General features: G+C 70.5%; 12 protein-coding genes. 6 read left to right on the forward strand and 6 right to left on the reverse strand.

Annotated elements, in window-relative coordinates; all coding sequences use genetic code 11:
- Positions 1 to 422: 422 nt before the first annotated feature.
- From AB0B76_RS52600 to AB0B76_RS52625, 6 genes are all read left to right on the forward strand, one after another.
- Entirely contained in the window at positions 423 to 2732 is a 2310-nt protein-coding gene (locus AB0B76_RS52600; RefSeq protein ID WP_360391926.1) for a glycoside hydrolase family 9 protein, read from the forward strand.
- 39 nt (positions 2733 to 2771) lie between these two features.
- A complete protein-coding gene (locus AB0B76_RS52605; RefSeq protein ID WP_360391929.1) occupies positions 2772 to 3365 on the forward strand; it encodes a CBS domain-containing protein in 594 nt (197 codons plus the stop codon).
- A 307-nt stretch (positions 3366 to 3672) separates the two neighbouring features.
- A complete protein-coding gene (locus tag AB0B76_RS52610) occupies positions 3673 to 6126 on the forward strand; it encodes a glycosyl hydrolase family 65 protein (protein ID WP_360391932.1) in 2454 nt (817 codons plus the stop codon).
- A gap of 157 nt (positions 6127 to 6283) precedes the next feature.
- Positions 6284 to 6781 (forward strand): MBL fold metallo-hydrolase, encoded by a 498-nt coding sequence (locus tag AB0B76_RS52615; protein ID WP_360391934.1) that lies wholly within the window; start codon positions 6284 to 6286, stop codon positions 6779 to 6781.
- A 530-nt stretch (positions 6782 to 7311) separates the two neighbouring features.
- Positions 7312 to 7887 carry a hypothetical protein gene (locus AB0B76_RS52620; RefSeq protein ID WP_360391937.1) on the forward strand — a complete coding sequence of 192 codons (576 nt, stop codon included), beginning with the start codon at positions 7312 to 7314 and terminating at the stop codon, positions 7885 to 7887.
- The gene (locus AB0B76_RS52625; protein WP_360391940.1) at positions 7884 to 8483 is read left to right on the forward strand and encodes a nucleotide disphospho-sugar-binding domain-containing protein; all 600 of its coding nucleotides are present in this window, start codon (positions 7884 to 7886) and stop codon (positions 8481 to 8483) included. The genes AB0B76_RS52620 and AB0B76_RS52625 overlap by 4 nt, the downstream gene beginning before the upstream one ends.
- Here the strand turns inward: AB0B76_RS52625 and AB0B76_RS52630 are convergent.
- From AB0B76_RS52630 to AB0B76_RS52655, 6 genes are read right to left on the reverse strand one after another with little or no spacing between them, the layout of a single operon-like run.
- Entirely contained in the window at positions 8439 to 8927 is a 489-nt protein-coding gene (locus AB0B76_RS52630; RefSeq protein ID WP_360391943.1) for a hydrogenase maturation protease, read from the reverse strand. The two genes, AB0B76_RS52625 and AB0B76_RS52630, sit on opposite strands and share 45 nt — an antisense overlap.
- 11 nt (positions 8928 to 8938) lie before the next feature.
- Positions 8939 to 10240, reverse strand: coding sequence for a Ni/Fe hydrogenase subunit alpha (locus AB0B76_RS52635; protein ID WP_360391946.1), 1302 nt, complete (start codon positions 10238 to 10240; stop codon positions 8939 to 8941).
- Positions 10237 to 11010 (reverse strand): oxidoreductase, encoded by a 774-nt coding sequence (locus tag AB0B76_RS52640; RefSeq protein WP_360391948.1) that lies wholly within the window; start codon positions 11008 to 11010, stop codon positions 10237 to 10239. The genes AB0B76_RS52635 and AB0B76_RS52640 overlap by 4 nt, the downstream gene beginning before the upstream one ends.
- On the reverse strand, positions 11010 to 11825 hold the full coding sequence (locus AB0B76_RS52645) for an FAD/NAD(P)-binding protein (protein WP_360391951.1): 816 nt from the start codon (positions 11823 to 11825) through the stop codon (positions 11010 to 11012). Before AB0B76_RS52645 ends, AB0B76_RS52640 begins: the two co-directional genes overlap by 1 nt.
- Entirely contained in the window at positions 11822 to 12283 is a 462-nt protein-coding gene (locus AB0B76_RS52650; RefSeq protein ID WP_360391954.1) for a cyclic nucleotide-binding domain-containing protein, read from the reverse strand. The genes AB0B76_RS52645 and AB0B76_RS52650 overlap by 4 nt, the downstream gene beginning before the upstream one ends.
- Positions 12280 to 13410, reverse strand: a complete 1131-nt coding sequence (locus tag AB0B76_RS52655) for a 4Fe-4S dicluster domain-containing protein (RefSeq protein WP_360391957.1) — start codon at positions 13408 to 13410, stop codon at positions 12280 to 12282. Before AB0B76_RS52655 ends, AB0B76_RS52650 begins: the two co-directional genes overlap by 4 nt.
- Between the last annotated feature and the right edge of the window lie 54 nt (positions 13411 to 13464).

Here is a 13464-nt window from a genome sequence, read left to right on the forward strand (position 1 = left end):
GACGAACGCGGCGACGACGAGGGTCAGCCGGACCGAGGCCGGTTGCTTGCTTCGCACGGACGAGATCGTGGCAAGGCCCGACCGTTGCCGGACCCGTTGTCAGCACCAATCACCCGATACACCACCCGCACCACCGGTCCGATCCGCGGCCGCGGGAATCGCCTCCCGGGCGCCAGGCCAATCTGCGTACCGTCGGCGTATCCGCCGGTAGGTGGCCGCCCGCGCGTGGTTTCCGTCGCGCCCACGGACGAGCTGGCAGGGCGAGACGGTTCTGCTCCTCCGAGATGTCGTAGCCCCAGTTCGATATCGGGCTCGGCTTGCCTCACTCAGATGTGAGCGGCGGGGGGAGGCTCCGTTCGCTCGGCGCACGTCTGCCGGTGTGGGTGTGGCGGGTGGTGGCGGGGCGAGGCACCGTCGGAGGTATGGCGAGGGATGCGCGTGAGAAGGTCTTCAACGGGACGTTCGACGGCAATGACACCGCCGGCTGGTTCGCCGCCGATGCGGACATGGCCACGGCCGACGGGAGGTTGCGCGTCCAGGTGCCGGCTGGCCGCCGCCAGCCGTTCGACGTGATCGTCGGGCAGAACGACATCCCGCTGGAGCGTGGCGCGCAGTACAACATCTCGTTCACCGCTTCGGCCAGCCGTCCGGTGACCATCCGGACCCAGGTCCAGCTCAGCGACGAACCGTACACGGCGACGTGGTCGCAGGACGTCGGCCTCGACACGGGCCGGCAGCAGTACCGGTACTCATTCACGTCGAACCTCGACACCGACCGGGGTCAGGTCTCCTTCCAGCTGGGCGGCTCGGACGCGTCGTGGACGTTCACCCTCGACGATGTATCCCTCGTCGGCGGTGAACCGCAGGAAGCGTACGTGCCGGACACCGGCCCCCCGGTGCGGGTCAACCAGGTCGGCTACCTGCTCTCCGGACCGAAACACGCCACGGTCGTGACCAATGCGCCCGAGCCCATGTCCTGGAAGGTCGTCAGCAGCTCGGGCGAGATGGTCGCGTCGGGACGCTCGACGCCGCGCGGGCTCGACGCGTCGTCTGGGCAGCGGGTGCACACGATCGACCTCGGCACGGTGGCCAAGCCGGGCACCGGCTACACCCTGCAGTTCGACGGTGCGCAGAGCCACCCGTTCAGCATCGCCGACTCCCTGTACGAACCGCTGCGCCGGGACGCGTTGCACTTCTTCTACCTGCAGCGCAGCGGTATCCCCATCGACAACGCCCTAGCGCCCGGATACGCCCGCCCCGCCGGTCACCTCGGCGTGCCGCCCAACCGGGGCGACACCAGCGTGCCCTGCCAGCCCGGCGCCGGCGACTACACCCTCGACGTGCACGGCGGCTGGTACGACGCCGGCGACCACGGCAAGTACGTCGTCAACGGCGGCATCGCCACCGCGCAGCTGCTCAGCCAGTACGAGCGCACCAAGACCGCAACCGTGGTCACCAGCGCCGCGCTGGACGACGGCAGCCTCAGCATCCCGGAGCGCGGCAACCGCGTCCCGGACATCCTCGACGAGGCCCGCTGGGAGCTGGAGTTCCTGCTGCGCATGCAAATCCCCGCCGGCAAACCCAACGCCGGCATGGCCCACCACAAGGTCCACGACCGGGCCTGGACCGGCCTGCCGTGTCTGCCCGACCAGGACCCCCAGCCCCGCGAACTGCACCCGCCGTCCACCGCGGCGACCCTCAACCTGGCGGCAACGGCGGCCCAGGCCGCCCGGCTGTACCGGCCCTTCGACGCTGCCTTCGCCGACCGGTGCCTGGCCGCGGCCCGCACCGCGTGGCAGGCCGCGCAGGACCATCCGGCGATGTACGCCAAATCGGACGACAGCACCGGCGGCGGCCCCTACGACGACACCGACGTCCGCGACGAGTTCTACTGGGCCGCCGCCGAACTGTTCATCACCACCGGCGAACAGCCCTACCTCGACGCGCTGCGCTCCTCGCCCTACTGGACCGGCGACACGTTCGCCAGCGGCGGCCCCGACTGGAAGTTCGTCGCCCCACTCGGCCGGCTGGACCTGGCAACCGTGCCCAACCGGCTGCCGAAAGGCGACCGCGAGGCGGCCCAGGCCTCGGTACGTGCCGCCGCCGATCGCTACCTGACGACCATCCGCGACCAGGCCTACGGCGTCCCGCTCACCGAGAACGAGTACACCTGGGGATCCAACAGCGTGATCCTCAACAAACTCGTCGTCATCGCCACCGCCTTCGACCTCACCGGCGAGCAGCGGTACCGCGACGGCGTCCTCGAAAGCCTCGACTACCTCCTCGGCCGCAACGCGCTCAACCACTCGTATGTGACCGGCTACGGCACCCGCTTCTCGCACAACCAACACAGCCGCATCTACGCCCACCAACTCGACCCAAACCTCCCCCAGCCGCCACCCGGATCGATCGCCGGCGGACCCAATCCCGGTCTGGAAGACCCGAAGGCGAAGAAGGTCCTGCTCGGCACGGCGCTCGCCGAACGGCCCAAGCCACAGCTCTGCTACCTCGACGACATCGAGTCCTGGTCCACCAACGAAGTCGCGATCAACTGGAACTCCGCCCTGTCCTGGGTCGCCTCATTCGCCGCCGACCAAGGCCGGCCCGTCCCTCACGATGGCCCGAAGCCCCACGGCGAGGTTGAAATCACCATGGGCGAAGACCACCAGGTGAACGTCATACTGCCGCCCGGCTGGTCGATCCTCGTCCAATCCTCCGGAGGCGCCCCGTAAGGCCGAGCACACAGACGGCCGCACATGAAGGAGCCCTCGATGCACGCGAAGGACATCATGACGGTGCCGGCGCATACTGTCCGCGCCGACGCGCCGCTGGACGACGCGGTCGCGCTGCTCGAGCAGAAGTCCATCACCGCGGCACCAGTCGTCGACGAGCGGAACGTACTTGTCGGGTTGATCAGCGAACTGGACGTACTGCGGCAGGAGATGGCCGCCCGAGCTGGCGACGCGGCCAGGGTCCATCCAAGCGCACGGCGCGTGGCCGAGGTGATGTCGGGTCTTCCGTTGGCGGCCTGGCCCAACGCCGACGTCGCCGACATCGCGGCGGCCATGGTGAACCAGGGTGTGCACAGCGTCCCGGTCGTCGTCGACCAGCACGTGGTCGGCATCGTCAGCCGGTGTGACGTGCTGCGGACCATCCTGCCGACCGACGATTCCGCGCAGCACGAGGCCCAGCAGCGCCTCGACCACTACGCCGGCGGGCGGCGCCGCTGGTCGGTCACGGTCCACGACGCCGCCGCGACCATCGACGGCAGCTTCGACAACGACACCGAGCTCGCGGTCGCCGAGGCGTTGGTGCGCACCACCGCAGGGGTGACGAACATCCACGTCGCCGCACAGCCTGGCTGACGCCGGCGTCGCAAGACAACGGTTGGAGCACACCTGTGAACGCCTCGCCTGCCCTGGACCGCAGCCCACGAGACACTCCGGGCGGCGGACTCACCTTCAGCCGGACGCTGCCCAGGTCCGCCACCCGGTCCCGACGTGATCGGGGCGCACGTTGCGGTTCAGGGCGGACCCGCCACGCTGACGGGTTATGGTCTGGGACGTCGGTCCGCTGTGATCCCTGCAGACCCGGCGGATGCGCAGCGCCCGTGGGCGCACGATCGCCGTTGCGCAGGCCGGGCGAGCAGCTTCATAAGACGAGGGTGCGCACGTGGTAGGTGCGTGGACGCTGCAGTTCGAAGAGTTCGACCCGGCTCGGGAGGGGCTGCGCGAAGCGTTGTGCACTCTGGGCAACGGCTACCTGGCCAGCCGGGGGGCCCTGCCGGAGCACAATGCCGGTGAGGTGCACTACCCAGGCACATACGCGGCCGGTTGCTACAACCGCCTGCGGGACACCGCGGACGGCGAGACCGTCGAGAACGAGAGCCTGGTGAACCTGCCGAACTGGCTGCCGCTGACGTTCCGGGCCCAGGACGGCCCGTGGCTGGGTCAGACCGGTGTCGAGCTGCTCGATCAGCGGCACGAGCTTGACTTGCGGCGCGGGGTGCTGACCCGCCGGCTTCGCGTGCGTGACAGCGCTGGCCGGGTCACGGCGGTGACGCAGCGCCGGTTCGTGCACCTACGCCACGAGCATGTGTGCGGGCTGCAGATCACGCTCGCACCCGAGGACTGGTCGGGGACGTTGACCGTGCGCTCTGGGCTGGACGCGACGGTCAGCAACTGGGGTGTGGCCCGCTACCGGGGTCTGTCCGGGCAGCACCTGACATTGCAGAGCGCCGAGCCAGCCGGCGCCGACACTGTGCTGTGTGTGGTGGAGACGAACCAGTCGCACATCCGTGTCGCCGAGGCCGCGCGTACCCAGGTGCTCAGCAGCGGTCAGCCGGTCGCCCCCGGACGGGAGGTGTACCAGGAGCAGGGCCGCATCGGGCACGAGATCAAGATCGATGTCTCGGCCGGGCAGCAGATCACCGTCGAGAAGGTGGTCACCATCTACACCTCGAGAGACAAGGCGATCTCCGATCCTGCCGGCGCGGCGGTGCAGCGGCTGACCTGGCTGGCTGGGTTCGACGAGCTGCTCGACGAGCATGTACTGGCCTGGCGGCACCTGTGGCGACGGTTTCGCATCTCGCTGGAGGGGCAGGAGAGCCGTGCACTACCAACGGTGCGGCTGCACCTGTTCCACCTGTTGCAGACGGTGTCGGAGAACAGCGTCGACGCCGACGTCGGGATACCGGCCAGAGGGTTGCACGGCGAGGCGTACCGGGGGCACGTCCTGTGGGACGAGTTGTTCGTCTTCCCGATCCTGAACCTACGGCTGCCGGTGTTGAGCCGGTCGCTGTTGCGCTACCGCTACCGGCGGCTGCCGCGGGCCCGGGCGGCCGCTCGCGCCGCGGGCCACGTCGGGGCGATGTATCCGTGGCAGTCCGGCAGCGACGGGCGTGAGGAGAGCCAGCGGCTGCACCTCAACCCGCTCTCGGGCCGGTGGATCATGGACGCGAGCAGGCTGCAGCGGCATGTCGGGCTGGCCGTGGCGTACAACGTCTGGCACTACTTCCAGGTCACCGGTGACCGCGAATTCCTCAGCCATTATGGCGCCGAGATGATTCTGGAGATCGCCCGCTTCTTCGCCGGCCTGGCGGACTACGACCACGGCCGCGACCGGTACGTCATCCGTGGGGTGATGGGCCCGGACGAGTTCCACACCGGCTATCCCGGCACCGGCCGGGTGGGAATCGACAACAACGCCTACACCAATGTACTGACGGCGTGGGTGATGCTGCGCGCCCTGGATGTCCTTGACGTGCTGGGCGACGACCGCCGTGTCGAGCTGACCGAGACACTGGGCATCGATCCCGGTGAGCCGCAGCGCTGGGAGGACGTCTCCCGCCGGATGTACGTGCCGGTCCGGCCCGACGGGATCGTCAACCAGTTCGACGGGTACGAGGAGCTCGCTGAGCTGGATTGGGCGGCCTACCGTGGCCGATACGGCGACATCCGCCGCCTGGACCGCATCCTGGAGTCGGAGGGCGACAACCCCAACCGGTACAAGGCATCCAAGCAAGCTGATGTGCTGATGTTGTTCTACCTGCTGTCCGCCGACGAGCTCGGGGAGCTGTTCGACCGGCTCGGCTACCGGTTGCCACGCGACGCCATCCCGAAGAACATCGAGTACTACCTGGCCCGCACCTCGCACGGCTCCACGCTCAGCGCGGTCGTGCACGCATGGGTGCTCGCCCGGAATCACCGCGCACAGGCGCTGCGCTACTTCGTCGAGGCGCTCGAGAGTGATGTCGCCGACATCCAGGGCGGCACCACTGCCGAAGGCGTACACCTGGCGGCCATGGCCGGATCGGTGGATGTGCTGCAACGCTGCTTCGCCGGCGTGGAGACCCGTGACGACGCGCTGGTGCTCAATCCGTACTGGCCGCGGCACCTGGGCGCGCTGCAGTTCGACATCCGCTACCGGGAACACCCTCTGACGCTGCGGATCACCGGCGACACCGTCAGAGTCGAGGCGGCGGCCGGCCGGCAGCCACCGATCCGGCTGTGCTGCCGCAGCGAGACGGTCATGCTCGGCCCCGGCGAGGTCGTCGACTTCCCCGTCTCGCGACGTGCCGCAGTCACCGGCGATCCGAATCAGGCGTGGGATGGCGACCAGCCCTGAGCCCGTTGGGGGCGGTGTGGTTCGCCTGCTACGGCTGACGCTGCTCGGCGTGGGGGCGATGAACTCGCCACGGTTCGCGCCGGCCGGGTTGCTGCTGCGGTTCGCCGGGACCCGGATCGCCTTCGACGGAGGCCCTGACGCAGAATCGGCTGGGCGGTTGGACGCCTGGCTGGTCACCGATGAGCGCAGCGAGCTGCGTGCCAAGCTGCGCCGGCTGGCGGCCGAACATGAGGTCACACCGGCGATGGCCGGGCACACCGCCGGTGCCCTCTGCGTGCAGCCCCAACCGGTGACGCACACCTCCCACCCGACCTTTGGGTACGCGATCCGCGCCGGGAACCGCTTGGTGGTGTGGGCGCCGGAGTTCTGGCAGTTTCCGGCCTGGGCCGCCGGGGCGGACCTGATGTTCGCCGAGGCCGCCGCCTGGGACCGCCCGATCCGATTCCGCGGCGGGGTGGGCGGGCACGCCAGCCTGCACAGCACTGCCGAGCAGGCCGAGCAGCTCGGCGTACGCCGCCTCGTCTACGCACACATCGGCCGACCGGTGATCCGCGCCATGGACGCGGGGCTGCAGCCGCCCATGGGCGAATGGGGCATCGAGGGCCACACGTACCAGTTGCCGGTGCAGGGCCCTGGGCCCGGTCGATTGGCATGACCGCCGCAGCGGCGGGGCCGGGCGGGAACAGACACGCTGATGCGCGGCCGCATCGCGGGCGGCGTTGCCGCACGGCGGCGCCGGAGCCTGGCCGCGGAGGAGGCAGCATGTCGACCACCACGCATGTCGCGGTCAGCGTCGCACTCTCCGACGCCGGGGAGGCGACCCGCGCGCTCGCGCTGGCTCGCGCCCTGCGTGATCGGTGCCCGGCCGGCCATGAACTACGGATCCGTTCCTCACGGGAGGCAGCCGCTTCGAGCCCATGATCGAAGCGGCCGGGTTCTCGATCGTCGCCTGCGAGCCGCGGGTCGCAGGCCGCAGCATCGCCGAGGACCTGCGATGGGAACTTCCGGAACTGGTCGGGTCCGCCGAGATCGCCCGTGCCTTCATCGAAGGGCAACTGGCCGCGCTACGGGACTTGCGGCCGCACGTCGTGCTGCACGGCATGTGGCCGTTCGCCAGCCTGGCGGCCCGCATGCTCGACCCTGCCGACCATCGCCTTCCTGCCGCTACCGTTGCACCAGACCACCGTGCGTGGCGGCATCCTGTGCGACCTGCCGGATCCGGTCCCGGTGCTGACCCGCCTGCCACGCCCGCTGCGGCGCAGGATCGCCCGAGCGGCCGCTCCCCTGATGGTGAGGGCACCGATCTTCCACCAACGCCGGCTCGGTGCCCCCGCGACCGCCTGCGGCTGGCCGAGCAAGGGCCCGTTGAGCCTCTTCGAGGCGATCCGCGCCGACTTCACCGTGGTCACCGACCTGCCCTCGTTCCACACCGGCTACCCGCTGCCGGAGGGCTTCGAGATCACCGGGCCGGTGTTCGCCGACGACGGTGCTGGCGCGCATGCCGGCTCCGCCGAACTGGACGCGGATGTCGGCACGGCCCTACGCCGCGACGGTCAGCCCGCGATCCTGCTCACCATGGGCAGTTCCGGCACCCCGGAGCTCCTCCTCGAGGCGATCCACGCCCTCGTCCCGCCTCCGCGCACCGTCCCGGTCGTGACCTTGCTCCCGACGAGTGGAATGTGCTGGTCCTGGCCCCGCCCGCAGTGTGTTCGTTGGAGGACGCCCGGGCCGCCGCGGCGCGGAGCTCTCGCGTTCTGGTGACCGACCGGTTCGTTCCCGCGCTGGCGGCGAGCCGCCTCGCGGACGTGGTGGTCAGCCGCGGCGGCCAGGGCACGGTGCAGACCGCGCTCGCCGCGGGCGCCCCGCTGGTCGGCGTCGGGCCGCAGATGGAGCAACAAATCAACCTCGACCACGTGATGGACGCCGGGGCCGGGATCCGCATCCAACGGCAGCGCTGGCGGGCTCCGGCCATCCGGCACGCCGTCCGCACCGTCCTAGCCGACCCGCGATACCGCCGCCACGCCGAGGCCCTGGCTGGGACGATAGGGACCATGGACGGTGCCGCGACCGCCGCCGAGCGGATGTGGGACTTCGTGCGCGGCATGGCGCAACTGGGCGTGGCACTCGCCCTGCGGGCCCGCGGCGGCGCACACCGCAACTGGGGCCTGGCCGTCGCCGTCGCGCTGTCCCTGGCGCTGCAACTGGGCGCGCTCTGGCTGCCCCCACTGCGGTCGCTGCTCGGCACCGAGATGCTCTCCCCCGCTCAGGTCGCCGCCTGCGCGAAAGCGGCCGCGATCCCCGGGCTCGTCACCCTAGCCACCGCACGAGTCCGCCGGGACACCTCGCAGGTCCGGTGACAGGCGAGCACACAATTCGGCGGCGAGCTCCGCGGCCACACGGTCGACGGCCACCGCCACAGCCGGTGACAGGCCGGTGCCGAAGCCGGTATCCGCCGCCTCGACACCGAATACGATCATCCGGTCCGGGAGGCGGTTGAGCTCGCGGGCCAACGCCACCGCCTCGCCCATGTCCGTGGCGTGTGAGCTGGTGGTTCTGGCCCGTTCGGGCGACGGGCGCGGCGCGATCAGTCGATGGATCCGGCCCGGATGTGCCGGGTTCGCCTGCACGGCCTCGACGAGGATGGCGAGGCGTCGCCGTTCCCACAGCATGATGAGCGCGCAGGCCTCGCCGTCGCTCTCGGCCAGGGTTGCCCCCTGCATGCCGGCGTGCCGCAGCCGCCGGATGACGGCCGGACCGACGCCGTCGTCACGCCGGTAGGGGTTGCCGACGCCGATCACCACAACCGGCAGGATCATGTGCGCTCCACGGTCAGGTCGAGGAAATGCGTGGCGCACGAGATGCACGGGTCGTAGCTGCGGATGGCCTGCTCGCATTGGGCGGTGAGCTGTTCGTCGTCGAGCTCCAACCGGTCCTGTACGAAGCGGCGCAGGTCGTCCTCGATGCTGGGCTGGTTCTGTGCGGTAGGTGGCACGATCCGGGCGCTGCGGATGGTCCCGTCGCCGTCCAGCTCGTACCGGTGGAACAGCACACCCCGGGGCGCCTCGGTGGCGCCGTATCCGGTGGCAGATCGCGCCGGGACCGCCACGGACGACGGTTCCGGCGGCTGGTACGCCTCGATGAGCCGCAACGCCTCGTCGAGGGCGTAGACGATCTCCACTGCGCGGACGACGATGCTGCGGAACGGGTTGTCGCAGCGTTGCCCGAGGCCCGCGGCGGCGGCTGCGTGGCGGGCGAGCGGCGAGAGCGCGGCGTGGTTGAGCGCGTATCGGGCGAGCGGGCCGGTGAGATACCTTCCCGCGTTGGCCAGTTGGGCGTGCATCGCGGTCGAGTGTGGTACCTGTGTCTCGACGACGTGCCGTTCGAAGTCCTGTACCGGGAACGACCGCCCGGTCGACGTTCGCGGCTCGCCGCGGTCGATCGGGTATCGCTGCGGGTCGGCCAGGGCCAGCAGCTCGTGGTCGATGGTGAAGTCCGGGAGCGGGAAGCCGGCGACCCACTCGACGGTGGCGAGGGCGTGGTCGAGCGCGGGCCGCAGCGTGTCGCGGGCGAGCATGCGCAACTCGTCGGCGGACGGCGCGTGGTAGAAGCCGCCTACGCGCACGTTGATCGGGTGGATCGCGCGTCCGCCGACGAGCTCGAGGATGGCGTTGCCGGCCTTCTTCAGTGCGAGCCCGCGCTCGACGGCGCCGCGGTGGTCGCGGGCCATCTCCACGACGCTGGGGTAGCCGAGAAAGTCCGGTGCGTGCAACAGATACACATGCAGGGCGTGGCTGGCGACCCACTCCCCGCAGTAGAGCAGCCGGCGCAGCTCGGCGATCGGTTCACTGACCTGCACGCCGCAGGCGTCCTCGATGGCCAGACAGGCGCTCATCTGGTACGCCACCGGGCAGATCCCGCAGATGCGGGCGGTGATGTCGGGCGGCTCCGCGTGACCGCGGCCGCGCAGGAACGCCTCGAAGAACCGCGGCGGTTCGTAGATCTGCAGCCGCACGTCCGTCACCGTCGTGCCGTCGACGCGGACGTACATCGCGCCTTCACCCTCGACGCGGGCGAGCGCACCGACCCGCAACGACCGGTCGTTGCGATGGGTCATCGGTCCTCCCCCTGCTCGGCGGCGGCCTGGAACTCCGGCTTGGCGGTGTGATAGGTGCGGAATACCCGCGCCGCGTCCTGCGGCGACATGCCGAGGTGACGGAGCGAGGCGACCATCGCGGCGGTGTTCGGCTGCGCCATCGGACCGAAGCAGCCGTAGCAGCCGCGACCGTATGCGGGGCAGAGCGCACCGCAGCCGGCGCGAGTGACCGGGCCGAGACACGGGATCCCCTGCGCCACGGTCACGCAGGTCGTGCCGCGCAGCTTGCATTCCTGGCAGACGCTGTGGATGGGCAGGCCGGGACGGCGGCCGGCGAGCACCGCGGTCAGGACTCCGATGAGCTGGCGCCGGTCGATCGGGCAACCGGGCAGTTCCAGATCAACCTGCACATGTGCCGAGATGGGCGTCGAGTGCTCCAGGGTCGCCACGTACTCCGGCTTCGCGTAGACGACCGATCGGAACTCGTTGACGTCGGCGAAGTTGCGCAGTGCCTGGACGCCTCCGGCGTTGGCGCACGCGCCGATGGTCACTAGCATGCCGGACTGCTCCCGGATGCGGTGGATGCGCTCGACGTCGGCTTCCGTGGTGACGGACCCCTCGACGAGCGAGACGTCGTAGGGGCCCTCCACGACCGCGCTGGAGGCCTCCAGGAAATGCGCGATCTCGACGTGCTCGGCGAGCGCCAGCAGCTCGTCCTCGCAGTCCAGCAGGGTGAGTTGACAGCCGTCGCAGGACGCGAACTTCCACACCGCGAGCTTCGGCTTCGTCATCACAGCTCCTTCGTCGACAGCAGCGGCCCGGCGACGTCGTAGCCGACAACCGGGCCATCCCGGCACAGCAGCAGCGGGCCGAGTTGGCAGTGCCCGCAGTGGCCCAGGCCGCAGTGCATGTTGCGCTCCAGGGACAGCCACACGCGGTCGGGCGGCACGCCCCGGTCGGTGAGGCCGCGCGCGGCGAACCGCATCATGATCTCGGGCCCGCACAGGTAGGCGGTCGTCTCGGTAGAGTGGTTGTTGAGCCGGTCGAACAACGCGGTCACCACGCCCACCTGACCGGTCCAGCCGGCGGCGGCACGGTCGACGGTGACGAATACCTCGAGCCCGGCGGACCGCCAGGCGTCGTACTCGTCGGGGTACAGCAGGTCCTGCGGTGTCCGCGCGCCGATCAGCACCGCCGCGCTGGCGTAGCGGTCCCGGTCGGCGATGGCGTGCCGCACCACGGGCCGTAGCGGTGCCAGGCCGAGCCCGCCGGCGACGATGACCAGGTCGGCGCCGGCGGGCGCCGGCAGGTCCCAGCCGTTGCCGAACGGTCCGCGGACCCCGAGCATGTGGCCCGGCTCGGGGCGGCACAGGGCGTTGGTCGTGGCCCCGACCGCCCGGATCGTGTGCAGCAGACCACCCACGCCGTATCGTCCCGAGACGGAGATCGGCACCTCCCCGACCCCGAACGCGTACAGCATGGCGAACTGGCCGGGCCGGAACACCGGCAACGGCTCGTCGACCGGCTCCAGGGCGACGGTGACCGTGTCGTCGGTGTCCCGCAACCGATCGACGACCCGGTAGAGGGCGGGCGTCATCGTCGTCATGTCGGCACCGTGTACAGATCGAGCAGGCGCATCCTGGTGGCCTGCATACGGTCCACCACGACGGCCATGAGGCGCTTGGTCAGCTCGTAGCCGAACTCGGGCTCCGCATCGCACAACGCCCGGGTGGCGGGGCCATCAATCGCGATGCTGAGCACCGGATCGACGGCTGCCGCACCGAAGTGCCAGCGGTACGGCGGGAAGAGCCAGGACCAGCCAAGTACCGTGCCCGGGCCGATTGTTTCGACGATGAGGTCGCCGCGCCCGGGCGCCCGGATGTCGAGGTTGACGGAGCCGGAACGGATGAGCCAGAACCGGTCGGCCCGGCCGTTCTCCTCGAAGATGCGCACACCCGCGCGGAATGGTGTGCGACACGCCCAGCGCGACAGGCGCTCAAGGTGGGGCGGCCGCAGGCCAGCCAGGAAGGGATGCGCGGCGAGGAGGTCGTACGTTGTGATCATGGCGAGTCCCCGGTCGTCGTGGGCGGGTGGGTGTTGAGGGCGTGCAGCTCGGCGGTGACGTCGATGCCGACCGGGCACCAGGCGATGCACCGACCGCAGCCCACGCATCCGGACTCGCCGAACTGGTCGTGCCAGGTGCCGAACTTGTGGGTGAGCCAATGCCGGTAGCGGCCGGCCCGCGAGTCGCGCACCGGCCCGCCGTGCAGATTGCTGAAGTCCAGGTCGAAACAGGACTCCCAGGTCTCCCAGCGTTCGGCGTGGTCGCCGGTCAGGTCCGTGGTGTCGGTGACGGAGGTGCAGAAGCACGTCGGGCACACCATCGTGCAGTTGCCGCAGGCCAGGCAGCGCTGCGCCACGTCGTCCCACTGCCGGTCCTCGCGATGGCCGGCCAGCAGCGTGCGCAGATCCACCTCCGGCAGCGTCCGGCCCATCCGCGCCGCGGCCGACGCGACCGCATCCGCTGCGGACTGCACGTCCGCAGCGGATGCCGGCGTCGCGCGTACCCGCGCGAGCACGGCCTCGCCTTCGGCCGTTGCGCTGTCGGCCAGATACGTGCCGTCGGGGCGTTCGGTCAGCACGATGTCGTAGCCGGCCTCGGCCCGGGGACCGCCACCGGCCGACACGCAGAAGCAGGCGCCGCCCGGTTCCGTGCAGTTGACCGCCACGATCAGGATCTCGGCCCGCCGTGCGGCATAGCGACCGCCGTCGCCCAGCACATGGTCGAGGACGCCGATCGCGCGGAGATCACACGAACGCACGCCGAACAGCGCCAGCCGGCGCGGCGCCGGCGCGTCGTCGGTCACCTGGAAGCCGTCCTGGGCCTTGTCGGCCGACCACAGCCGCTGGCGGGACGGATGCAGCACCTGCTTCCACGACTGCGGCCCGGACGTGTGGGTGAACGCGAGCCGGTCGTCGCCGCGCTGGAGCCGGTAGGTTCCCGCTTCGACCTCGGTCCGCCAGCCGTACGGCAACTCCGAGGCGTTGCCGAGTTCGACCATCACGATCGCGTGTCCACGGACGGTCGGGCCGACGACGGTCCGACCGTCCGACTGCAGTGCGGTGAAGAGGTCGTCGAGTCCGGACAGCAGGACCGGTCCGTTCGTCGGCGACGAGTGTTCTGTGGTCATCGTGCTTCTCCTGCGCTTCTCCCCGCGCCGGGTATCCCTTCCCATCACAGCGCG

The sequence above is a fragment of the Dactylosporangium sp. NPDC049140 genome (assembly GCF_040648435.1).

What these genes read in the sequence shown, in the direction of transcription:
- AB0B76_RS52605 (WP_360391929.1), top strand. Translation starts at nt 2,772, where the DNA reads ATGCACGCGAAGGACATCATGACGGTGCCGGCGCATACTGTCCGCGCC.
- AB0B76_RS52650 (WP_360391954.1), bottom strand. Translation starts at nt 12,283, where the DNA reads ATGATCACAACGTACGACCTCCTCGCCGCGCATCCCTTCCTGGCTGGC.
- AB0B76_RS52640 (WP_360391948.1), bottom strand. Translation starts at nt 11,010, where the DNA reads ATGACGAAGCCGAAGCTCGCGGTGTGGAAGTTCGCGTCCTGCGACGGC.
- AB0B76_RS52655 (WP_360391957.1), bottom strand. Translation starts at nt 13,410, where the DNA reads ATGACCACAGAACACTCGTCGCCGACGAACGGACCGGTCCTGCTGTCC.
- AB0B76_RS52600 (WP_360391926.1), top strand. Translation starts at nt 423, where the DNA reads ATGGCGAGGGATGCGCGTGAGAAGGTCTTCAACGGGACGTTCGACGGC.
- AB0B76_RS52635 (WP_360391946.1), bottom strand. Translation starts at nt 10,240, where the DNA reads ATGACCCATCGCAACGACCGGTCGTTGCGGGTCGGTGCGCTCGCCCGC.
- AB0B76_RS52645 (WP_360391951.1), bottom strand. Translation starts at nt 11,825, where the DNA reads ATGACGACGATGACGCCCGCCCTCTACCGGGTCGTCGATCGGTTGCGG.